Below are 20,616 nucleotides of genomic sequence, written 5' to 3' on the forward strand. Positions count from 1 at the left end.
TCAAAGGCGCGGCGACGCGCCAGCTTGCGCGTCTCAGCCTGCCGAAATTGAAGGCAAAACTTGCTCGCCTTGAGCCAAAAATATACCTCCGGGGGACGTTGCGCACCAAGCTTGAAATTCCATGTGTCTAAGAGGCCCCAGAAATGCTTACCGAGCTGAAGAACATTGTACGGCTATTGCTGGTCGCGTTGCCTCTGTCGAGTTTTGATGCGGCCATTGCCGCAGATAAAGGGGAGACGGTCGCAAATCAGATGCTGAAGTGTCTAAGATTACCAGAAAACCGGCCGGACAATTTTGAGATGACTGCTCAGATAGCCTTCAAGAATGGCTCGGCTGAATTCGTGTCGATAAATTTCCGCGCGCCCCCCACCGATTGGGAGAAGATTGTCGCTCCGGCAATTGCTGCCGCAGTTACGGACTGCGAACCCTATGGCGATATTTCGGGTCAGGTTAGCTTTCCTGTCACACCAGAGCTCCTCAATTCGCTAAACAAGAAGTAGCGGGAACAACAGTCTCTGCGGGCCTCGCTTATCGGTACAACCGTCCCCGCAAACGATCTTAGGGGGCCGCATTAGACCAGCGATAGGCAGTCCAGGGCTGCCTTCACCCTGTGCCGGTCGGCCTGCGAAAGCGGGCGTATTGGCAGCGGCGGGTCGTAGGCGCTGAGTTCCAGCAGGTTGGCCACCGCATGAACGACGCGGTAGCTGGTCAGCTCGCGAAACAGCGCCCAAAAGGGCTCGAAAAGCGCATTGATGCGCTCCACCTCCGCGCGGTCGCCGGCTTGCGCTGCCCGCATCAGCTTGACGCAGGGTTCCGGCAGAATGCCGGCGATGACGCTGTACCAGGCAATGCCGCCCGCAAGGATAGCCTCGGTCACCAGCCAGTCGCCGCTATAGCCGACGGCGAAACCGGCGGGAACGGAATCAAGCGTCGCCTGATGGGCGGCAAGCATATCCGCCGCCGGGAGTGCCGGGTTTTTGACGGCGACGATGGAGGGAATGGCTGAAAGACGGGCCAGCAGCGCATTGCTGATGGAGAAATGCGTTGTGCCCGGATTGTTGTAAACGCAGAGCGGCAATTCCGTGGCTGCGGCGACGGCGGAAAAATGCTCGAACACCTCGTTGTCTGAAAGCGGCGTATAGGAGACCGGCGCCAGGAGAAGCCCTTGCGCACCGGCATCCCGTGCATCGCGTGCCAGTGCAATCGATTCGTCCGTGCGCAGAGCCCCGACACCGACGATGACGGGCGTGCGGCCACCAAGGCAATCGGCGGCGGTCTCGATGGCGCGCCTTTTTTCCGCCCGGCTGAGATACATATAGGAGCCGGTGCTGCCAAGCAGGCCGACCGAACCGGCGCCGGCCTTGTCGATGCGCTTGAGCAGGCCGCCCAGCGCCTCGGTATCGACGCGGCCAGCCGCATTGGCAGGAGTGATCGGGAAGGCGGACAGGCCATGAAACAGCATATCGGGTCTCTGCGCTGGAGAAGGTTGATCCTCAAGCTGTGACGGCACGGCCCTCACAGGTCAATGCCGGGATTGTCCCGGTGTCATTTTGCCGGTGCGCTGAGCATCTCCTCCGTCAGCTCGCCGCCCAGCTCCACCGTCTTGGTCTGCTTGTTGTAGACGCAAATCTGGCTGATCTTGCCGTCAGCGCCCTTCGGCTTGCCGCTGACCAGCGCCAGCCCAAAGCTTTCCGATCCGAAGGGATCGACCACGGCGGCCGGTGCCTCGATCGATCCGGCCGCAGCCTGAATGCATTTGGCCGAAACATCGGCCCGCATGGCTTGCCAGGCCTCGTCCGAGGAAGCGAAAGCGGCGCCCGGCGCCAGCGCGGCGGTGAAGAGGGCGAGCAAGGCGGAACGGTGGTGAAAAGGCATCTGATTTCCTTGGGTTATTGATCAGGCGGTTCGTGTGCGACCCTGTCGAAGGATCATGTCCATTCTGTGCCCGTTCCGGCACTGCGAAACATTGGCGGTCGAGAAGTATTTTCCATGACTGTAGCGAAATTTGGCATGGCGGCGGTTGCCTGTTGCGGCGGTGGTCCCTATGTTCCGCCTCACAGATTTCTTTCATGAATTCCAACCCGGCTTTCATGGATCCCGCCAACAAGAGGAGATACCATCATGGCTTTCGAATTGCCGAACCTGCCTTACGACTACGATGCACTGGCGCCCTACATGTCGCGCGAAACGCTGGAGTATCACCACGACAAGCATCACCTTGCTTACGTGACCAACGGCAACAAGCTTGCTGACGAAGCCGGTCTCTCGGGTCTTTCGCTGGAAGAAATCGTCAAGAAGTCCTACGGCACCAACCAGCCGCTGTTCAATAATGCCGGCCAGCACTACAACCACCTTCACTTCTGGAAGTGGATGAAGAAGGGCGGCGGCGGCACGCAGCTGCCGGCCAAGCTCGACGCGGCCATCAAGTCCGATCTTGGCGGCTACGACAAGTTCCGCGCCGATTTCATCGCGGCCGGCACCGGACAGTTCGGCTCGGGCTGGGCCTGGCTCTCCGTCAAGGGCGGCAAGCTTGAAATCTCCAAGACCCCGAACGGCGAAAACCCGCTGGTTCACGGCGCATCGCCGATCCTCGGCGTCGATGTCTGGGAACATTCCTACTATATCGACTACCGCAACGCCCGTCCGAAGTACCTCGAAGCCTTCGTCGACAGCCTGATCAACTGGGACTACGTGCTCGAGCTTTACGAAGCCGCCGCGTAAGCAGCCCTTTTCCCGTTGCAGATTTTGCACCCGGCGCCATCAGGCGCCGGGTGTTTTCGTTTCGGTTCAGGGCTTCACGCCGGCTTGCGACCGACCGGCGAGATAGGCTTGCGGCGCAAAGAACGTGCCGCACTCGACGAAGGCGCTCAGTTCCTCCGCCTCCAGCGCCGCCCGCACGCTTGGCCTTTCTGCCACGGCATCAACGAAGGCCCGCAGCATCGGCCAGTTGTTGAGGTCTATATCGATCCAGGGCGACCAGTTGAGGCAGACGAAGAGATAGGCGTCGGCTACGGTGAATGGTTCGCCGGTGAGAAACGGTCCAGCCATGCGGCCGCTCAGCCAGTCCAGCCGCTTGGCGACGGTGGCGCGGATGCCGGCATGGGCAGCGGCGTAGTCGGCGTTGAACAGGAGCACCATCGGCTTGTGCAGTTCCGAGGTGATGAAGTTCAGATACGACTGGATCTCACTGCGCTCGAATGTTCCGGGCGGCGGTAACAGATTGCTGCCGCGCGGCGAACTGTCCGCCAGAAACTGCACAATGGAAGGCCCTTCGGTCAGAATCTTGCCGTCGTCGAGCATCAGGGCCGGCACATAGCCGTTGCCGTTGATCATCCGGTAGTCCTCGCCGCTGCTGGTGCGCTGGGTCTTGCGGTCGACATGGACGAGTTCGACATCGAGCCCAAGTTCGCGGCAGACGATGTGCGGCGACAGCGAGCATGCGGCGGCGTGCATATAAAGTTTCATCTGTTTCCTCCTGCGCGGATGCCTCCGCGTCCAGTATGATTGCATTTCTGTACTGTTTCGCATAAAAATATTCTCGTCAAGAATTTTATGCGAGACGGTACAAAAATGAAGATCGAGAAAAAACGCGGCCGTCCCCGAGCGTTCGACGAGGCAAGGACCGTCGAGCGGGCGCGCGCGGTCTTCTGGGACCGGGGCTTTGCCTCGGCCTCGCTGGATATGCTGAGCGCTGCCACGGAGCTTAACCGGCCGAGCCTCTACGCCGCCTTCGGCGACAAGGAGGATATCTACCTCGATACGCTCGAAGCCTATCGCCGCGAGAGCCTTGAGGCGCTTGCCGTGGCGCTTGATCCTTCGCTGCCGATCCGGGAGAATATCGCGCGTGTCTATGCGAGCGCGCTTGCCATCTATCTGCATGGGGATATTTCATCACGCGGCTGTTTCCTGATCGGCACGGCGACCGCCGAAGCGGTGCAGCATCCGCGCGTCCGCGAAGTGCTGGGCCGCAGCCTGCGCGAATTCGATGATGCGATCGAGGAGCGGATGGCCGCGGCGATCGAGACGGGCGAACTGCCTGCCGGATCCGATCCGAAAACACCGGCCAAGCTGGTTTCCGCCGTCATGCATTCGCTCGCCGTACGCGCCCGTGCCGGCGATGCCCCCGAAACGCTGGAAGCGCTTGCGCGTTCGGGAGTGGAGTGGATTTGCGGCAGATCGTGAGCACGCTTGTCCCTGCTGCCTGTTATTCAGCGCGAGCCTTGCCGAAAATATGTCACGCGGCTGTCACGAGCCGGTTTTAGGCAAGCCATATGCACACCGTCGAACCACCGATCCTTCGCTTCGGCATCATCGCCGATCCGCAATATGCCGATATCGAGCCGCATGAGGCGATGAACCGTCATTATGTCCGCAGCCTCGCCAAGCTCAGCGATGCTATTGCCGTGTTCAACGAAACTGAACTCGATTTCGTCATGACGCTCGGCGATATCATCGACCGCGACTGGAAAAGCTTCGACGATATCCTGCCGATCTACAAGGCGCTGCGCCACAAGTGCCTGTTCCTGCTCGGCAATCATGATTTCGCTGTTGCGCCGGAACATCTGGGCGCGGTTGCCGGGCGGCTCGGCGTGCCCGGCCGCTATTATGATTTCGCCATCCGCAACTGGCGCTTCGTCATGCTTGACGGCAGCGATGTCAGCACCTTTTCCGCCCCGCCGGATGATCCGCGCGCTGCGCTGGCAGCGGAGCGGCTGAGCGCGCTTGCGGCCGAAGGCGCCATCAATGCGCAATCCTGGAACGGCTCGTTGAGCGAGGCGCAATTTAAGTGGCTGACGCAGGTTATGGAAAAGGCGGAAGCCGATGGCGAGGCCGTCCTCGTCCTTGGCCACTATCCCGTCTTTCCACCCAACAGCCATAACATGTGGGACAGCGAGCGCATCGTCGATCTGCTGACGAGTTTTGCCTGCTTCCGCGGCTATTTCTGCGGCCACAACCACGACGGCAATTTCGGTGAGGTCGATGGCCGCCCGTTCGTGACGTTCAAGGGCATGGTCGATACTCCGGATGAAAACTCCTTTGCGATTGTCGACGTTTTTGCCGACCGGATCGAGATTGAAGGGTTTGGGCGGGAAGAGAGCAGGGTGATGTGGATCGCGGTATAGGCACGTGCCCCATCTCAGCTAAATTTGCGGCTGAATGGGCCGATTTGCCAAGTCGTGCGTTTAGGAGGGGTCCAATCCAGCCAAGGAGGCTACCGTGGCGACGACCTTTGATCTATCCGGCCTGTCCGAACAGGAACTGACCGCCCTTATCGATGAGGCAACGAGCCTTCGCCAGACGCTACGCGCCAGCCGCGAGCATGAGCGGGCAACCGCTGCTGATGGCTCGAAAGGCCAGGATGTGCACGACCCGGACCATGGCGTGATCACCACCCCGACACCGCGTGAAGTCAAAGAAGAGGGACCTTCGCACGGCGCGACGAAATAGCGTATGCGGTTCAGCTGACGGGAGGCGGGGAATGGAGATGCGGTTGTGCCGTCGCCGCCACTATTCTCGGGTTGAAGCCGATCGCGGTTCAGCGCGCGCACCATTCGGTTCGAGCCGCCTCATCTTGAATATATGCTGGCGAATAATCGTCCATGCAACGATCGATATTGTCATTCATGTTTCCTGCCATCCAGAAGAGCACGATCCCGCCAATGAGCAGCGCAACCAGCGTTGTTCTCCACGCGATACAAATAATGCGATAACCTGACACGGTCGGACGAGCTCCTACTAGGAGTCTATCCGTTATCTGACAGGGACGGCAGCGGCAAGAGTTCCATAGTGTATGCCTTTGTCCGGGCTACATCCGCGTGTCCGGATCATCCGGCGCTTTCGCTCATCGCGGCCTTCTCCGCGTTCGCCCGCCATCCCCTGATCCACAGGTCGCGCAAGCCATCGCCTTCGCCGCGAAAATGCTCCTCCGTCATCTCACAATTCTCCACCCGGTCGGCGCGAAAATTGCGGATGGCCTGGCGCAGTTCGCACCAGGCGACCACGACGGCCGTGGCGGAATAGTAGATCAGTGCCAGGGGCCGGACGGTGCGCTCGCTGGCGCGGCCGAATTCGTCGCGGTAGTCGACCAGTAGTTTCTGTTCGTCGCGGATTGCCCGGCGCACCATGGCAAGGTCCAGCCCGGAGGGCGGCGGCGCGATCGTGCCCCAGGCATGCAGTGCGTTGGAGCGCAGTGTCTGGCGCAGCGGCGGCGGCATGGCGCCGGCGATCTTCTGGTTGACGCGCTTGGCCGCCTCTTTCAATTCTTCGTCGCCGGTGCGCTCCAGAAGGGCAAGCGCCAGCACGATCGCCTCCGTCTCCTCGATCGAAAACATCAGCGGCGGCAGGTCGAAGCCGGGGCGCAGGATATAGCCGATGCCGCGCCCGCCCTCGATCGGCACCCGCATCGCCTGTAGCGCTGCGATATCCCGGTAGATCGAGCGGACGGTCACTTCGAGGTTTTCGGCGATTTGCGCCGCCGTCACCGGCCGTGTCGCCAGCCGCAGGATCTGGATGATCTCGAACAGTCGGGACGCCTTGCGCATGGGCCACCTTTTCGTCATCAAGCCAAACGCTCCTGACAGAACCCTGTCAGTTGGGTGAGGATATAGCACATAGGCAAGCGCTTGAAAAACAAGCGTTGTGCCTATGGCAATCACCTTCTCGATAAACGGACAACTGACATGACATACGCGGAAAACCTCTGGCTGTTCTTCACCCTCCTTTTCGGCATCATCATCGTGCCCGGCATGGACATGGTCTTCGTCATGGCCAATGCGCTGACCGGCGGCCGGGCGTCGGGATTGACGGCAACGGCCGGCATCATGGCGGGCGGTGTCTTCCACACGCTTTATGCAGCACTCGGCGTCGGCTTCCTGCTGCACCTGGTGCCGGAACTGTTCAACGTGCTGCTGCTTGCGGGTGCTGCCTATATCGCCTGGATCGGCCTGTCGCTCGCCCGCAGCAGCATTGCCATCGCCTCGGTCGAACCGGGCGCCCGGCTGTCGCTCTGGACAAGTTTTAGGCGCGGCGCCTTGACCAGCATTCTCAATCCGAAGGCCTATCTGTTCATGCTCGCCGTCTACCCGCAGTTTCTAAAGCCTCAGTTCGGGCCTCTGTGGTCGCAGGTGCTGATCATGGCGATCATGATCTCGGCGACCCAGCTTGCCGTCTATGGCGGCCTGGCGCTCGCCGCCGGCCGCAGCCGCGACGTCATTACTGCCAGCCCGCGTGCAACCGCGATCATCGGCAAGACAGTCGGCGTGGTGCTCATCGCCGTTGCGGCGCTGACGGCCTGGCAGGGATGGGTCTCTCTGGCTTGACTGTCGTTAACTTGAGAAAAATACTCCCGTTAAATCAGGCCATTGCAGCAGGTCGTGATAAACTCGATCTCAAAAAAAAGTTACTTCCTTCGTGATCGCAAAATGCAATCATGCCGGCGCATTGAGGCCGCGTCAAAATCCGCCGCGGCTTCGTCGAACCGGGAGAACTTCATGAAACTGAGAACGGTGTTTATTGCGATTGCCATTGCCAGCTGCGGAATGACCGCGGTCATGGCGGCCGGAGAGCCGCAGGAAGTCCGCCAGGGGTTGATGAAGGGGGTCGGCCAATCGATGGGTGCGCTTGTTGCGATAGCCAAGGGTGAAAAACCCTATGACGGCGCTGTGGTCACGGCATCGCTTGAGACGATCAGCAAAAACGTCAAAGCCTTTCCCGATCAGTTCCCGGCCGGTTCTGAAACCGGAATGGAATCGGAAGCCAGCCCGAAAATCTGGGAAAACATGGACGACTTCAAGGCCAAGGCCGCCAAGCTCGGCGCCGATGCGGATGCGACGCTCGCCCAGCTCCCAGCGGATCAGGCTGCCGTCGGCGCGGCGCTCGGGATCATCGGCAAGAATTGCGGTGCCTGTCACGAGGCCTATCGCATCAAGAAATGAAGCGGCGGGCCTTGCCTCCCAAGCAGTGATTTTTTGGCGCGCCCATCGTGGCGCGCCAAATGTGTTTTCCGGACGACAGAAGGAGTAGGCGATGGGCGCGCGGGTTCGAAAACTGGTATCGGCTGTGGTCTTCCTCGGCGTAGTGGCCGGTGGGGCCGCCTGGTTCCTGACCATGCCCGATCCGTGGCCTGCAGCGCATTTCGAGGGGTTGGGCGAGCCGGACATTGCCAATGGCGAACAGGTGTTCTGGGCGGGCGGCTGCACCAGCTGTCATGCGGCACCGAAATCCGAAGGCGACGCCAGGCTGATCCTCGCCGGGGGACTACCGCTGAAAAGCCCGTTCGGTACGTTTCATGTGCCCAATATCTCGCCGGATGAGGCGGCCGGCCTCGGCAGCTGGACGCTCGCCGAATTCGGCAATGCGATGACGCGCGGCGTCGGCAAACAGGGCGAGCATCTCTATCCGTCCTTCCCTTACGGCTCCTACGCCCGGCTGACGCCGAAAGATATCAACGACCTCTGGGGCTTCCTCAAAACCCTGCCGAAGAGCGCCAATGTCGCACCGCCGCACGACCTGCCGTTTCCGTTCAATATCCGCATGGCGCTCGGCGGCTGGAAGCTCTTGTTCTTCACCGATAAGCCGCGTGTGACGGTCGACACGGCAAATCCACAGATCGCCCGCGGCCAGTACCTCGTCGAAGGTCCCGGCCATTGCGGCGAATGCCACACGCCGCGCAATGCGCTGGGCGGCTTCGAGGCGGCAGAGTGGCTGGCCGGAGCCCCCAATCCGGAAGGCCGGGGCCGCATCCCCAACATCACGCCGGGTTCGAAAAGTATCGGCTCCTGGAGCGGGAGCGACATCGTCGATTACCTCGAAACCGGCTTCACCCCCGAATTCGATTCTGTTGGCGGCTCGATGGTCGAGGTCCAGAAGAACATGGCAAAGCTTACGGCACCTGACCGCGAGGCGATCGCGGCCTATCTGAAGGCGGTTCCGGCGATCGAATAGGCTTGGCGTCTCGCAAAGCGGGCTCGAACAAAGAACGAAGAGGCATTCGTTAGGTCAGGCTGCATCGTTGCGGTCGATCTCGTGCAGGGCGGCGAGCGCGATGAACCCGGATCGCGTCAATCCCTTGGCTTCTGCGAACTGGTCAATCTGCCGAAGAACATCTTCCGGCAGGGTCACGTTCACCCGTACTGCTTTCTTGGTTTCCATCTTGACGCCGACGAGAATGGCAACGCCGTTTCTGTTGTCCGGCTCGGCCATGACAGCCTCAAGGCTGGAGGGCTCCGCAATGGGAAGTCCGTCCTCGACGAGGCCTTCAAGATGAAGGGTCAGCGCCTCCGTCGCCATGCGCCGGGCGTCGTCAAGATCGGTTCCCGCGGAAATCACGCCAGGAAAATCGGGGAAGGATACGCCGTAGTCGCTGTTGGTATCCTTGTGGATCAGTCCGATATAGTTGCGCATGGAGCTACCTCAGTTTCAATCCGGCCTGCTTTTCGATGCTTTTCAGTGTCCCTGCCGGACAGCCAAGGCGCGTTCCTTCGAACGCGCCCATCGCCATAATGCTGCTGCCTTAAAATTCGCCCGCCCTCAGGCGAGCGTCTGCAGATAGCGCATGCCGGTTACCGGACCGGGCGTGAAGTTTTCCGATTCGTAGAAGCGGTGCGCCTGGAAATTGCCGGTGGCGGCGCTGACGGACAGATAGGTGGCGCCGGCCATGCGGGCCTGTTCGCGGGCCTTTGCCACCAGATGCCGGCCGATGCCGGTGCCGCGTTGGGCTGGGCGGACGTAGAGATGATGCAGCTCCATGCCGCGCGCACCCTGCTGGGCGCGGTAGAGCGGCACGAGGATTGCGTAGCCGATCAACTCGCCTGCGGCCTCGGCCACCAGCGCGGTGATCCAGGGCATGCGGCCGAACAGGTCGCGCTCGAGGTTTTCCGGGGTGACGGCGGCGGCGTCGCCATGATGGGCGGCAAGCTCGCCAATTAGTTGCCGCAGGGCAGGCAGATCGCGCTGCTTGGCGGTGCGGATGGTGACCATGGGGGCGCGTGTGGCCGGATGGAGAAGTGTTGTCGGGGTGGCGGTCTGCAGCATTTTCAGGCTCCTTATGGCTTTCGCGCCATCAGGTGCCATCCAAAAACAAAAGCCGCCTGATGGCGGCTTGTTGAACGAGATCAGACAGCCGCACCTATGGGAGCAGCGTAAAATACCAACGGGCGATGTTCGCGGTTCTGATCATGGCGGGCAATGTCTCCTTTTCTTGAAATTTGTCAACGGGAAATCGCAATGCCCGTTAATTTTTGCGGCCGAAACAAGATCCCGCACCGCCTCCTTTCCGGCCAAGACCGGCCACATTCGCTGTCTACGCATTGTCTTAGGCGGCAGTGCACCCGATTGAGCGATGGCTAATATTGGCTATCATTATCAATGGTTTGGTGTCGCCCCCACCGTTCACAGAGGGAGAACTCATCCTATGCCGCTCACACTCAATCGCAGGCATTTCATCATCGGCTCAGGCCTGCTTCTGCCCGCCATCGGTCTGGCACCGAAAATGGCCTTTGCTGCCGGCAAGGATATCGAAAAACAGCTCGCCGCGCTGGAAAAGCGCACCGGCGGCCGCCTTGGCGTTTTCGTCCTCGATACGAAGACGAAGGTGTCCTTCAGTCACAGGCAGGATGAACGCTTTGCCATGTGCTCGACCTTCAAGGCGCTGGCGGCGGCCTTTGCGCTGGCGCGGGTCGACAAGGGCGAGGAAAAGCTCGACCGGCGTATCCCTGTCTCGGGGAAGGACCTGCTTTCCCATTCGCCAATCGCCCAGAAGCACGCCGGAGGCGACATGACGGTGCGCGAACTCTGCGATGCCGCCGTCACCTATAGCGACAATGCCGCCGCCAACCTGCTTCTGGCGAGTTTCGGCGGCCCGAAGGGGCTGACCGCCTGGCTGGGCTCGATCGGCGATGGGACAACCCGCCTCGACCGGACGGAACCGGAACTCAACGAGGCGAAAATCGGCGATCCGCGCGATACGACGACGCCGATTGCGATGACTGAGACGCTCGGCAAACTGCTGCTTGAGGATGTGCTGTCGCCATCGTCGCGAGATCAGTTCGCCGCATGGCTTGTCGCCAACACGACCGGCGGCCGGCGTTTGAGGGCAGGGCTTCCGGAAGGTTGGACGATCGGCGAAAAGACCGGCACCAGCGGCAGGGGAGAAGCCGGAGATATCGGTTTCATGCGGCCGCGCGAAGGCCATACGATCCTGGCATCCGTCTATATTGCCGAGGGCAAGAAGCCGGCGAAGGAACTGGAGCCGGTGTTCGCCGAAGTCGGAAAGCTGATTGCGGCAATGGTTTGACGCTTGCGCGTCATGACACAGTCCACGGCAATCGCCCCTCATCCGGCCCGGCGGGCACCTCCCTGTCTTGTCGGAAAGAAGGAACCAGCAGCAAACTCCATGGTCCCCGCCCCACAGGCGGGGAGGGTGGGGGGCAACCCACGCAGGGCACGTCGCGTCGTGTATGGAAGCGTCACGAATAACGCGCGGCGCTGGAGACTGTCGTGTTGCGCAACGGGCATTGCGGGCGGCCGGCGGGCCACCCCGCCGGCTTTTCCCGCTTTGTCACCGCCTACTTCGCCAGCGTGTACGCGATCACATAATCGCCCGGCTTGGTGCCGACCGAGCCGTGGCCGCCGGCGACGATCAGGACATACTGGGTGCCGTCGCCGGTGGCGTAGCTCATCGGCGTCGACTGGCCGCCGGCGGGCAGGCGGCCTTCCCACAGCACCTTGCCGGTGGTGAGGTCGTAAGCGCGGATATAGTTGTCGACAGCCGCGCCGAGGAAGGCGACGCCGCCCTTGGTGATCATCGGGCCGCCGATGCCGGGCACACCGACCTTGAAGGGCAGGGGCAGCGGCGTCATGTCACGCACGGTGCCGTTCCTGTGCTTGTAGGCGATCTGACCGCTCTTTAAGTCCGCACCGGCGACATAGCCCCATGGCGGCGCCTGGCAGGGAATGCCGAGCGGCCCGAGGAAGGGACCCATGAAGACGCCGTAGGGTGCGCCCTCATTGCGGTTGAGGCCCTGTTCTGACCCTTTTTCGCCCTGCCCCTTGGGCGGAATTTGGTCGCGCGGAACGAGCCTTGAGGTAAAGGCCAGATAAGTCGGCATGCCGAACATCACCTGGCGCTCCGGATCGACGGCGACCGAGCCCCAGTTGAACGTGCCGAAATTGCCGGGATAGATCAGGCTGCCTTCAAGCGATGGCGGCGTATAGCGGCCCTCGTATTTCAGCCGCTTGAAGTCGATCCGGCAGGCCAGCTGGTCGAACATCGTCACGCCCCACATGTTCTTGTCCGTCAAGGGTGGCGGCGAGAAAGTGAGGTCGGAAATCGGCTGGGTCGGCGCGGTGAAATCTTCCGCGATGGCGCCGGTCGGCGCGGGGATTTCCTTGACCGGGATGATCGGTTCGCCGGTGCGCCGGTCAAGCACGTAGAGATCGCCCTGCTTGGTCGGGCCGACGAGGGCCGGAACCGGCTGGCCGTCCTTGCCGGTGATGTCGAGCAGCACCGGCTGGGCGGGAACGTCCATGTCCCAGAGATCGTGATGCACGGTCTGGCGCGCCCAGCGCACCGCGCCGCTGGCGATGTCGAGCGCCACGATCGACGAGGAGTATTTCTCGACATGTTCGCTGCGGCCCATGCCGAGCTGGTCGGGCACCTGGTTGCCGAGCGGGATATAGACGAGGTTTAGCTTGTCGTCATAGCTGAAGACCGACCAGCTGTTGGGCGAATTGGTCGTGTAGGTCTGGCCCTGCGGCAGCGGCGCCGTCACGTCCGGATTGCCACTGTCCCAATTCCAGATCAACGCGCCGGTGTTGACGTCGAAGGCGCGGATGACACCCGACTGTTCCTGCGTCGAATAATTGTCGTTGACGGCACCGCCGACGATGATCTTGCCGGCGGTGATCACCGGCGGCGAGGTCGAGTAGTAATAGCCGGCGGGATTGTATTTCATGCCCGTTTCAAGATGCAGTGTGCCCTTGTCGGCAAAGGTTTCGCAGACCTTTCCGTTGGCGGCGTCGAGCGCAATCAGCCGCGCATCGGTGGTGGGCAGATAGACCCGCTCGGCGCAGGGGCTGCCTGCGGCGGCGGCGGGATCGGCATAATAGGTGACACCGCGGCAGGTCTGGTGCTGCCGGTCCGGGTTCATGCCGGAATTGGCGTCGAATTTCCATTTTTCCTTGCCGGTTGCCGCATCGAGCGCGATGGCGAGGTTATGCGGGGTACAAACGTAGAGCGTGTCTTTGATCTTGAGCGGCGTCACCTGATAGGTGGTTTCGCCGATGTCGTCCGGTCGTTTCACGTCGCCGGTCTGGTATTGCCAGGCCACCTGCAGCTTGCCGACATTGTCCGGCGTGATCTGGGCCAGCGGCGAATAGCGCTGGCCATAGGGCGTGCGGCCGTACTGGTGCCATTCGCCTTCGGGCACGTTGCCGCCGAGATCAACTGCGGCGGTCGTTTTGCCAACCGGAAGCTCGCCGGCAAGATCGAGCGGGTCCTGCGTCATCGAATATCCGGCAACGGCAATTGCGGCTAAAACAGCGATACCAAGCGGCAGGGCGCTGGCGTTGTAGACCTCGCCCGTCGGGCTGGCAAAGCCGAGACCGCGGCGGATCGGCGGCAGAAGCAGCCAGAGGCCGAGCAGGATGATGACGCCGCCACGGGGGCCGAGCTGCCACCAGTCGAAGCCGACCTCCCAGATCGCCCAGCCGAGCGTGCCGAGAATGAGCAGCGCATAGATTGTCAACGCCGCACCACGGCGCGCAAACAAAAGGAATGCAGTGATGAGAAAGCCAAGACCGGCAATGGCATAGTACCAGCTGCCGCCGAGCATGATGAGCCAGAGCCCGCCGCCGCCGAGCACAAGCCCGATCAACGCGAAGACGATGCCCGTCAAGAAAATCAGCATGAATATCTCCCGTTATGGAAAGCGCGCGCCGCGCTTCGTCCAGCTACGGCGGGGCATTTGGGTCCAACCCCTCAGGGAAAGGCATTCCGGTCTTAAGGCTGGCCATCGCGCCGGATGGTTCTGCGCGCGGTGATCCTGTGTCGGGTGCGCGGCGAGGGTTCAATCTCCGCGCGTATCCTCACCGAACATACCGCGCCGCCGCTGCCTTTCAATGGCCACATTTCGGTACAGCTGGCCAAAACTGCATATGGCTGAAAAGGGTTGAGGGGGGGCCGGGCTGCAGGATTTTCGGGAATAGCCCCTCTGTCCCTTCGTGACATCTCCCTTGAGGCGGAGATGTCAGGAAGGGCGGAGGGGGGATATTCCCGATGCTGTCATGACGCGCTGATTAAGACTCAGCTGCTCCTGCTCACGTCCCGCAGAACGTTCGCAACACTTCCTCCGCCGGTGCCGGGGGCGCGGCATAGGCTGCAAAGGCCGGCTGCTCTTCATAGGGCTTTGCCAGAACGTCGTTCAAGGCCTCGAACAACGAGAAATCGCCGCCGTCTTCGGCCGCACGGATCGCCTGTTCTATGCGGTGGTTGCGCGGGATGAAGGCGGGATTGACGGCGCGCATCGCAGCCGCCGTCTGCATGTCGGACAAGGTTTCGCGGCCGGTCCGTTCCCGCCAGGCGAGAAGCCAGGCATCAATATCGGCAGTGTTGCCGAACAGTTCGCGCAGCGGGCCGTCGTTGGCGCTGCTTTCGGCTGCATCGCACAGCCTGCGGAACGTCAGGGTGAAATCGGCTTCATTGCGGTGCATGGCGCTCAACAGCCCCTGCACGAGATCGAGGTCGCCGTCCTCTTCCGCGTAAAGACCGATCTTTTCCTTCATACCGGCAAGCCAGTGGTTCTGAAACCGCGGCCCATAACCGGCAATCGCATCATTGGCGAGATTGACCGCCTCGGAGGGGTCCGGATCGAGGAGCGGCAGCAGCGTTTCGGCTAGCCGCGCCATGTTCCACCGGCCAATCGCCGGCTGGCTGGCATAGGCATAACGGCCGCCCTGGTCGATCGAGGAAAACACCTTGGCCGGATCATAGGCGTCGAGAAAGGCGCAGGGGCCGAAATCGATGGTTTCGCCGGACACCGCGCAATTGTCGGTGTTCATCACGCCGTGGATAAAGCCGACGCAAAGCCAGCGGGCAATCAGGAAAGCCTGCCGCTCGATCGCGGCCTCCAGCAGCGCCAGGTAGGGGCGTTCGCTGCCCTTGAGTTCGGGATAATGCCGGTCGATGACATGATCCGCCAGCACCTTCACCCCGTCCGTATCTCCACGCGCCGCCAGGAACTGGAACGTACCGACGCGGATATGGCTTGCCGCCACGCGCGTGATGACGCCGCCGGGCAAAACCCGCTCGCGGTAGACCGGCTCGCCGGTGACGACCGCTGCCAAGGCCCGCGTTGTCGGAATACCGAGCGCAAACATCGCCTCGCTGACGATATATTCGCGCAAAACCGGGCCAAGCGCTGCGCGCCCGTCGCCGCGCCGCGAATAGGGCGTCTTGCCGGCACCCTTCAGCTGGATATCGCGGCGGACACCGTCCTTGCCGATGACTTCGCCAAGCAGGATTGCCCGCCCGTCGCCAAGCAAGGGCACGAACTGGCCGAACTGATGCCCGGCATAGGCCATGCCCAGCGGCTCGGCCCCTTCAGGGATCACATTGCCGGAAAAGATCGCAGCCCCGTCCCGCTCCAGAACATCGGCATTAAGACCAAGTTCCGCCGCCAGCGGCCGGTTGAACTTGATCAGCCACGGCTCGGAAACCGGCGTCGGATTGGCGGCGGCGTGGAAATGCGCCGGTAGCCGGGCATAGCTGTTATCGAAGGGGATCGGCGCAACGGCGATGCGCGCCTCTGGTCTCGGTTGGACGTGGTCCATGATGTCCTGATCTCCACCGGATGCGGTATCGGTTTGCGGATTGCGCATAATAGCGCATCCGCAAACCATCGGTGAAGCGGATATCGTGCGTGGCGGCCTGCGTTGCAAGTCCGGCTTTTTCGCCACACACCCGCACCGGGATCAGAGGCCGGTGCACACTCAATCCCGTCGAACTCCAACCGTCGTTCGCTATTGCACGAGGCGGATAGCACCGGGATTGTTGATTTTCGTGTTCGCCAGCTCCGGATCGCAATTCATCTTGAAAAAGCTGTTTCCGGTCAGGGTGATCTCTTGCGCAACCAGGCGAATGCATTCGCCGCCCGTGGCGCCGTTCCCGGAATACTGGATTTCTTGCGTATCCGGCATGTAGACAATCCCGGTCAGCGAGGATGAACTGTTGCCGTTGATCACGGCTGGTTCGGTGTCCCCATGCGCCGCCACGATCGAAAATCCGGCCCAGTTTCCCGAAAGGGATGGCGAGATGTGAAACGTTGCGCCGCCATGAATCACCAGATTGGCATGGTTGAGCAGGAAAAACGTCACGCCCTGGCCGGTCACCACCGATTGGCTGGTCAGACTCAGAGAGCCGCCATCGATGATGTATGAGCCCGGCTCCAGCTTGATTGCGCCCTTCAGTTCGAGGCTGCCATAGGTCCCTGGCTTCAAGGTGACGACATAACCGGCATTGTTGCCGTTCTGTGTCTTGCCCGTTCCATTGCAATTTCCGTTGCCGCCGCCGCCGCCGACGAAATTTTGGCCGCAGCCTGCAAGGCTGATCCATGTGCCGGCAACCGGCAGCTTCTTGCTCCTGAACGGATCTGCAACCTGCGGGGCTTTTTCAAGCGGTGTCCCGCAGGCCAGATGCACTGCAGCGGGGTCAATCGAGATGCCGCCGGCAGCAAACAGACACTCAGCTTTCAGCCGGCCCGAGCCGCCGACATAGATCGCCTGCGCGTCGGTGGAATTCGCCGTGATGGTACAGCCGCTCATATCGATATCTGCGCTGCCGCTGACTTCGAATGCCCGGTATTTCGTCGGGTGCAGGGCCAGAATGCACGCCTCTATTCCAGGTACACGGGCTGCAACGGCGTGTTTGCTGATTGCGAAGGGAAGCCGCTCCAGGAACAATGGCTTGTAGTTGAAGGCATACCGCGCGGTTGCCGTATCTTCGAGCGCGCCGTGAACGAGCGTCATGCGGAAACCCGACAGGTTTTCACCGTCGGGAAGCGGCTCTGAATTTGCCGGAACGGCAAAATTGCCAAAGAAAAGCTGGCTCGCCTCCTTTGTCGTATCCTCTTCGCTGGAACCTTCCCCGTAGGATCTGACTGCCGAAAGAGCCGCGCTATCGAGCGCTCCCTGCATTTTCGTCGCTTCCAAATAGGCGCTTCCAAGGTCAAGCACCATGGCCGCGGCTCCAATGACAGGAACGAAAGCGATCGCAGTCAGAGTGGCGAAATTCCCTTTTTCGTCACCAAGAAAATTACGGATATACGCCTTTAATGGCCGCCGCATAGCTATTCCCCCAAAGAACGACTGGCAACTAAAGGGGTATGTTATTTGTCTCTAATGTTGTAAGGATTAAACAATTCGTTAGGATTGTCTCAATCTGCAAACAGACCACTGCGTTATCCACAAGCATGCCACTGCATTGCTCCACGCCCGGGATAATTCAGTCGCCTGCGCCTTCCATCTGCGCCGCAAGTTCCGCCAGTTTCCGCACCGTGTTGAGATTGCGCGATGTGGCCTGTTTCAGCGCCGGCAGCTTCAGCTTTGAGCGGCCGGAGCCGTTCGGATAATGCACGTAGATTTCATGGCCTGCGGCATGCGCCTCTTCGCCATCCGGCGCGACCAGTTTGTCCAGCGCATCGGCAGGCGCTTTCTCCGGCAGGAAATTGACCATCAGGTAGTTTGGCTTGGCATCCGCAAAGGGATTGTTTTCAGCGATGGATTCCAGTTGCTTGCGGCTGCGGACCATCACGCCCGGCGCCTTGCCCATCACCTTGGCAAGCGCATCATCCAGAACCTTGCCGGCTTTTTCGGCGGAGAGTTGCGAACGAAACAAAACATTGCCGCTCTGGATATAGGTTCTCACGTCTTCGAAACCGGCTTTCTCGCAGAGCGCTTTCAGGTCGCTCATGGAGAGTTTGCCGGTCCCGCCGACATTGACGGCGCGAAGCAGGGCGATATGGACGGACATGCGGTCTCTCCCGGCACGATGCACAGGTGCGGGCCCCAGTATACGACAGGTTTGAGAATATCGCCTTGGGCGAACTCCCTCTTCTCCCCGCGAGGGAGAAGAGGGGCCAAGCCGCCTTACATCTTTCCCGCCACCTTGATCGCAAACGCGTATTCGAACGCGATTTCCTCCAGCCGCTGGAAGCGGCCGGATGCCCCGCCATGGCCGGCGTCCATGTTGGTCTTCATCAGGATCGCTTCGGAGCCAGTGGTCTTTTCACGCAGCTTGGCGACCCATTTGGCCGGTTCCCAATAGGTGACGCGCGGGTCGGTCAGACCGCCGAGCGCCAGGATCGCCGGGTAGGGCTTTGCCGAGACGTTGTCGTATGGCGAATAGGCGGCCATGCGCTCATAGGCTTCCTTGGATGCAATCGGGTTGCCCCATTCCGGCCATTCCGGCGGCGTCAGCGGCAGGGTGTCGTCGAGCATGGTGTTCAACACATCGACGAAGGGGACGGCGGCGATGACTCCCTTGAATTTTTCCGGCGCCATGTTGGCGATCGCCCCCATCAGCATGCCGCCGGCCGATCCGCCCTCGGCGATGATGTTTGCGTAAGACGTGAACTTCTGTTGATTCAGATAGTCGGCTGCCGCGATGAAGTCCTTGAAGGTGTTGGTCTTCTTCTCCATCCTGCCGTCTTCGTACCACTGGAATCCCTTGTCCTTGCCGCCGCGGATATGGGCTATGGCATAGACAAAGCCGCGGTCGGCCAATGACAGGCAATTGGTGTTGAACGAGGCCGGTATGGCAATGCCGTAGGCGCCGTAGCCGTAAAGCAGGCAGGGTGCCGAGCCGTCGAGCGGGGTGTCCTTGCGGTAGAGCAGGGTGACCGGAACCTCGGCGCCGTCCCAGGCAGGCGCCATGACGCGGCGGGTGACGTAGTCGTCGGGATTGTGGCCGGACGGCACATCCTGCGTCTTCAGGAGCGTGCGCTCACGCGTCGCCATATTGTAGTCGAAGAGCTGGCTCGGGGTCGTCATCGAGGAATAGGAGAAGCGGATGACGTCGGTATCGTATTCGCCGGCCCCCGACAGTCCGAGCGAATAGGCTTCCTCGGCAAAGGCGATCGAATGTTCCTCGCCGGTACGGCGATCGCGGATCTTGATCTGCGGCAGGCCGTTTTCCCGCTCCAGCCAGACGAGATGGCGGGCAAAGGCCATGTGGCTGATGATCAGCCGGCACGGCGTGTGCGGCACGACGTCGGTCCAGTTTTGCCTCGACGGTTTGTCAACCGGCGTCTGCATGATCTTGAAATCCTTGGCGCCGTCGGCGTTGGTCAGGATGTAGAAGACATTACCGCCCTCGGTCAGCGAATATTCAAGCCCGGTTTCGCGTGCGGCGACCAGCTGCGGCTTGCCGGTCAGATCGGAGGTCGGCAGCAGCCAGTATTCGCTGGTCTCGTGGTCATGAATGTCGATGTAGATGAAGTCGTCGAGCATCGAGCCGCCGACGCCCATGAAGAAGCCCGGATCCTCTTCCTCGTAGACCAGCCGGTCGTCACTCTGCGGCGTGCCGACGATGTGGTGGAAGATTTTCGACGGCCGATGGTTGTCGTCGAGCACGGTGTAGAAGAAGCTCCGGCCGTCCGGCGCCCAGGCGCCGCCGCCGCCGGTATTCTCGATGACGTCGGCCAGATCCTCGCCCGTCGCAAGATCGCGGACGCGCAAGGTGTAGTATTCCGAGCCCTTGTCGTCATAACCCCACAGGCCGCGGCTGTGGTCGGTCGAGTGGTCGATGCCCGCGAGGCGGAAATAGGCCTTGCCGTCGCCTTCCTTGTCGCCGTCAAGAAGGACGGTGCGTGCCCCCCCATCGCGGGGAATGCGGAAATAACGCGGCTGCTCGCCGCCGGTGACGAAAAAGGTGCCATAGGCAAATGGCCCGTCCTTCATCGGCACGGAGCTGTCATCTTCCTTGATGCGCCCCTTCATTTCCGCAAACAGCGTCTTCTGCAGCGCCTCGGTGTCAGACATCGCCGCCTTCATATAGGCGTTCTCGGCTTCCAGGTGGGTGCGGATTTCAGGATCGAGGATCGAAGGATCCTTGAACATTGCCTGCCAGTTGACGGCGCGCAGCCAGGCATAGTCGTCCGTCCGGGCAATGCCGTGACGGATGTCCGTCACTGGCTTCTTCAAAGCGACGGGAGCGGCGGGCAGATTCTTGAAAATGGACAAGGATGTCTCCGGGAAAATGCGATGGGTGTCCATCGGAGATAGAGGCCGGATGCGAAAGGTTCAAGCTGAAAGTCGTTTGCCGGCTGTGGCCATGCGGCGGCTTCAAGCGGCGGCGATCGATTCCAGCGCTGCAGTTCCGCCAGCTCAGACCCTGCTTGCCCGCTTCAAGCTGAAAGAGACAAGCCGTTCAAGGCAGACACAGCCATCGCAGCAGCCCACCCGCCAAGCGGGCCTGAGCAACTGACCGGCAAGACGGCAAGATACAAGAAGGCAAGGCGAGGGTGTCCATGTTCTCTCCATGTGCATTAGTTGGCTCTAAAAGATGGACGAGACTGTCTCCACACCGTAGAATGAAACCTTGCAATAGATGCAGGGCTCGGG

Annotated in this window: 21 protein-coding genes; 10 read left to right on the forward strand and 11 right to left on the reverse strand. The window is 61.2% G+C overall.

What is annotated here, in order from left to right; genetic code table 11:
- Nucleotides 1–143 precede the first annotated feature (143 nt).
- Nucleotides 144–500 carry a hypothetical protein gene (locus AC1D17_RS09685; RefSeq protein WP_477565189.1) on the forward strand — a complete coding sequence of 119 codons (357 nt, stop codon included), beginning with the start codon at nt 144–146 and terminating at the stop codon, nt 498–500.
- A 71-nt stretch (nt 501–571) separates the two neighbouring features.
- On the opposite strand, the gene AC1D17_RS09690 is transcribed toward AC1D17_RS09685, so the two are convergent.
- Together AC1D17_RS09690 and AC1D17_RS09695 are read right to left on the reverse strand one after the other, a co-directional pair.
- Nucleotides 572–1,462, reverse strand: coding sequence for a dihydrodipicolinate synthase family protein (locus AC1D17_RS09690; protein WP_477565190.1), 891 nt, complete (start codon nt 1,460–1,462; stop codon nt 572–574).
- 83 nt (nt 1,463–1,545) lie between these two features.
- Nucleotides 1,546–1,875, reverse strand: a complete 330-nt coding sequence (locus AC1D17_RS09695; protein ID WP_477565191.1) for a hypothetical protein — start codon at nt 1,873–1,875, stop codon at nt 1,546–1,548.
- A gap of 246 nt (nt 1,876–2,121) precedes the next feature.
- Between AC1D17_RS09695 and AC1D17_RS09700 the strand changes: the two genes are divergently transcribed.
- Entirely contained in the window at nt 2,122–2,721 is a 600-nt protein-coding gene (locus AC1D17_RS09700; RefSeq protein ID WP_477565192.1) for a superoxide dismutase, read from the forward strand.
- A 66-nt stretch (nt 2,722–2,787) separates the two neighbouring features.
- Here the strand turns inward: AC1D17_RS09700 and AC1D17_RS09705 are convergent, their stop codons facing one another.
- A complete protein-coding gene (locus AC1D17_RS09705) occupies nt 2,788–3,465 on the reverse strand; it encodes a glutathione S-transferase N-terminal domain-containing protein (protein WP_477565193.1) in 678 nt (225 codons plus the stop codon).
- 105 nt (nt 3,466–3,570) lie between these two features.
- Between AC1D17_RS09705 and AC1D17_RS09710 the strand changes: the two genes are divergently transcribed.
- The 4 genes from AC1D17_RS09710 (at nt 3,571) to AC1D17_RS09725 (ending at nt 5,716) form a co-directional block, all read left to right on the forward strand.
- On the forward strand, nt 3,571–4,182 hold the full coding sequence (locus AC1D17_RS09710) for a TetR/AcrR family transcriptional regulator (RefSeq protein WP_477565194.1): 612 nt from the start codon (nt 3,571–3,573) through the stop codon (nt 4,180–4,182).
- Nucleotides 4,183–4,271: 89 nt separating this feature from the next.
- Nucleotides 4,272–5,123, forward strand: a complete 852-nt coding sequence (locus AC1D17_RS09715; RefSeq protein WP_477565195.1) for a metallophosphoesterase — start codon at nt 4,272–4,274, stop codon at nt 5,121–5,123.
- Between the two features lie 94 nt (nt 5,124–5,217).
- Nucleotides 5,218–5,448, forward strand: a complete 231-nt coding sequence (locus AC1D17_RS09720) for a hypothetical protein (protein ID WP_477565196.1) — start codon at nt 5,218–5,220, stop codon at nt 5,446–5,448.
- A 31-nt stretch (nt 5,449–5,479) separates the two neighbouring features.
- A complete protein-coding gene (locus AC1D17_RS09725) occupies nt 5,480–5,716 on the forward strand; it encodes a hypothetical protein (RefSeq protein ID WP_477565197.1) in 237 nt (78 codons plus the stop codon).
- A gap of 109 nt (nt 5,717–5,825) precedes the next feature.
- On the opposite strand, the gene AC1D17_RS09730 is transcribed toward AC1D17_RS09725, so the two are convergent.
- Nucleotides 5,826–6,542 (reverse strand): helix-turn-helix transcriptional regulator, encoded by a 717-nt coding sequence (locus AC1D17_RS09730; RefSeq protein ID WP_477565263.1) that lies wholly within the window; start codon nt 6,540–6,542, stop codon nt 5,826–5,828.
- A gap of 138 nt (nt 6,543–6,680) precedes the next feature.
- On the opposite strand from AC1D17_RS09730, the gene AC1D17_RS09735 reads away from it, so the two are divergent.
- The 3 genes from AC1D17_RS09735 to AC1D17_RS09745 all read left to right on the forward strand — a co-directional run bounded on the left by AC1D17_RS09735 (nt 6,681) and on the right by AC1D17_RS09745 (nt 8,943).
- A complete protein-coding gene (locus AC1D17_RS09735; RefSeq protein WP_477565198.1) occupies nt 6,681–7,319 on the forward strand; it encodes a LysE family translocator in 639 nt (212 codons plus the stop codon).
- Between the two features lie 171 nt (nt 7,320–7,490).
- Nucleotides 7,491–7,934 carry a c-type cytochrome gene (locus tag AC1D17_RS09740; RefSeq protein WP_477565199.1) on the forward strand — a complete coding sequence of 148 codons (444 nt, stop codon included), beginning with the start codon at nt 7,491–7,493 and terminating at the stop codon, nt 7,932–7,934.
- Nucleotides 7,935–8,025: 91 nt separating this feature from the next.
- Nucleotides 8,026–8,943 carry a c-type cytochrome gene (locus tag AC1D17_RS09745; RefSeq protein WP_477565200.1) on the forward strand — a complete coding sequence of 306 codons (918 nt, stop codon included), beginning with the start codon at nt 8,026–8,028 and terminating at the stop codon, nt 8,941–8,943.
- Nucleotides 8,944–8,997: 54 nt separating this feature from the next.
- Here AC1D17_RS09745 and AC1D17_RS09750 read toward each other — a convergent pair whose 3' ends face one another.
- Both AC1D17_RS09750 and AC1D17_RS09755 read right to left on the reverse strand, forming a co-directional pair.
- Nucleotides 8,998–9,402, reverse strand: a complete 405-nt coding sequence (locus AC1D17_RS09750) for a type II toxin-antitoxin system HicB family antitoxin (protein WP_477565201.1) — start codon at nt 9,400–9,402, stop codon at nt 8,998–9,000.
- Between the two features lie 126 nt (nt 9,403–9,528).
- Nucleotides 9,529–10,032 carry an N-acetyltransferase family protein gene (locus AC1D17_RS09755; protein WP_477565202.1) on the reverse strand — a complete coding sequence of 168 codons (504 nt, stop codon included), beginning with the start codon at nt 10,030–10,032 and terminating at the stop codon, nt 9,529–9,531.
- Between the two features lie 379 nt (nt 10,033–10,411).
- Here AC1D17_RS09755 and bla point away from each other — a divergent pair, with 379 nt between their 5' ends.
- Entirely contained in the window at nt 10,412–11,293 is an 882-nt protein-coding gene (bla, locus tag AC1D17_RS09760; RefSeq protein WP_477565203.1) for a class A beta-lactamase, read from the forward strand.
- A gap of 271 nt (nt 11,294–11,564) precedes the next feature.
- Here the strand turns inward: bla and AC1D17_RS09765 are convergent, their stop codons facing one another.
- From AC1D17_RS09765 to AC1D17_RS09785, 5 genes are all read right to left on the reverse strand, one after another.
- Nucleotides 11,565–13,907, reverse strand: coding sequence for a glucose/quinate/shikimate family membrane-bound PQQ-dependent dehydrogenase (locus tag AC1D17_RS09765; RefSeq protein WP_477565204.1), 2,343 nt, complete (start codon nt 13,905–13,907; stop codon nt 11,565–11,567).
- Between the two features lie 409 nt (nt 13,908–14,316).
- Entirely contained in the window at nt 14,317–15,828 is a 1,512-nt protein-coding gene (locus tag AC1D17_RS09770) for a protein adenylyltransferase SelO (protein ID WP_477565264.1), read from the reverse strand.
- Between the two features lie 189 nt (nt 15,829–16,017).
- Nucleotides 16,018–17,340: a pilus assembly protein TadG-related protein gene (locus tag AC1D17_RS09775; protein ID WP_477565205.1), complete on the reverse strand. Its 1,323-nt coding sequence runs from the start codon at nt 17,338–17,340 to the stop codon at nt 16,018–16,020.
- 157 nt (nt 17,341–17,497) lie between these two features.
- Entirely contained in the window at nt 17,498–18,025 is a 528-nt protein-coding gene (locus AC1D17_RS09780) for a DUF1697 domain-containing protein (RefSeq protein WP_477565206.1), read from the reverse strand.
- 116 nt (nt 18,026–18,141) lie between these two features.
- Nucleotides 18,142–20,235 (reverse strand): S9 family peptidase, encoded by a 2,094-nt coding sequence (locus AC1D17_RS09785; RefSeq protein ID WP_477565207.1) that lies wholly within the window; start codon nt 20,233–20,235, stop codon nt 18,142–18,144.
- Nucleotides 20,236–20,616 lie beyond the last annotated feature (381 nt).

Source organism: Pararhizobium sp. P1_E7 (assembly GCF_056405855.1).

Bases quoted from the DNA above. Each gene is read 5' to 3' on its own strand.
- AC1D17_RS09780 (WP_477565206.1), bottom strand. From the start codon at position 18,025: ATGTCCGTCCATATCGCCCTGCTTCGCGCCGTCAATGTCGGCGGGACC.
- bla (WP_477565203.1), top strand. From the start codon at position 10,412: ATGCCGCTCACACTCAATCGCAGGCATTTCATCATCGGCTCAGGCCTG.
- AC1D17_RS09755 (WP_477565202.1), bottom strand. From the start codon at position 10,032: ATGCTGCAGACCGCCACCCCGACAACACTTCTCCATCCGGCCACACGC.
- AC1D17_RS09715 (WP_477565195.1), top strand. From the start codon at position 4,272: ATGCACACCGTCGAACCACCGATCCTTCGCTTCGGCATCATCGCCGAT.
- AC1D17_RS09695 (WP_477565191.1), bottom strand. From the start codon at position 1,875: ATGCCTTTTCACCACCGTTCCGCCTTGCTCGCCCTCTTCACCGCCGCG.
- AC1D17_RS09765 (WP_477565204.1), bottom strand. From the start codon at position 13,907: ATGCTGATTTTCTTGACGGGCATCGTCTTCGCGTTGATCGGGCTTGTG.
- AC1D17_RS09685 (WP_477565189.1), top strand. From the start codon at position 144: ATGCTTACCGAGCTGAAGAACATTGTACGGCTATTGCTGGTCGCGTTG.
- AC1D17_RS09735 (WP_477565198.1), top strand. From the start codon at position 6,681: ATGACATACGCGGAAAACCTCTGGCTGTTCTTCACCCTCCTTTTCGGC.
- AC1D17_RS09730 (WP_477565263.1), bottom strand. From the start codon at position 6,542: ATGCGCAAGGCGTCCCGACTGTTCGAGATCATCCAGATCCTGCGGCTG.
- AC1D17_RS09750 (WP_477565201.1), bottom strand. From the start codon at position 9,402: ATGCGCAACTATATCGGACTGATCCACAAGGATACCAACAGCGACTAC.
- AC1D17_RS09775 (WP_477565205.1), bottom strand. From the start codon at position 17,340: ATGCGGCGGCCATTAAAGGCGTATATCCGTAATTTTCTTGGTGACGAA.
- AC1D17_RS09705 (WP_477565193.1), bottom strand. From the start codon at position 3,465: ATGAAACTTTATATGCACGCCGCCGCATGCTCGCTGTCGCCGCACATC.
- AC1D17_RS09725 (WP_477565197.1), top strand. From the start codon at position 5,480: ATGGAGATGCGGTTGTGCCGTCGCCGCCACTATTCTCGGGTTGAAGCC.
- AC1D17_RS09745 (WP_477565200.1), top strand. From the start codon at position 8,026: ATGGGCGCGCGGGTTCGAAAACTGGTATCGGCTGTGGTCTTCCTCGGC.
- AC1D17_RS09700 (WP_477565192.1), top strand. From the start codon at position 2,122: ATGGCTTTCGAATTGCCGAACCTGCCTTACGACTACGATGCACTGGCG.
- AC1D17_RS09770 (WP_477565264.1), bottom strand. From the start codon at position 15,828: ATGGACCACGTCCAACCGAGACCAGAGGCGCGCATCGCCGTTGCGCCG.
- AC1D17_RS09740 (WP_477565199.1), top strand. From the start codon at position 7,491: ATGAAACTGAGAACGGTGTTTATTGCGATTGCCATTGCCAGCTGCGGA.
- AC1D17_RS09710 (WP_477565194.1), top strand. From the start codon at position 3,571: ATGAAGATCGAGAAAAAACGCGGCCGTCCCCGAGCGTTCGACGAGGCA.
- AC1D17_RS09690 (WP_477565190.1), bottom strand. From the start codon at position 1,462: ATGCTGTTTCATGGCCTGTCCGCCTTCCCGATCACTCCTGCCAATGCG.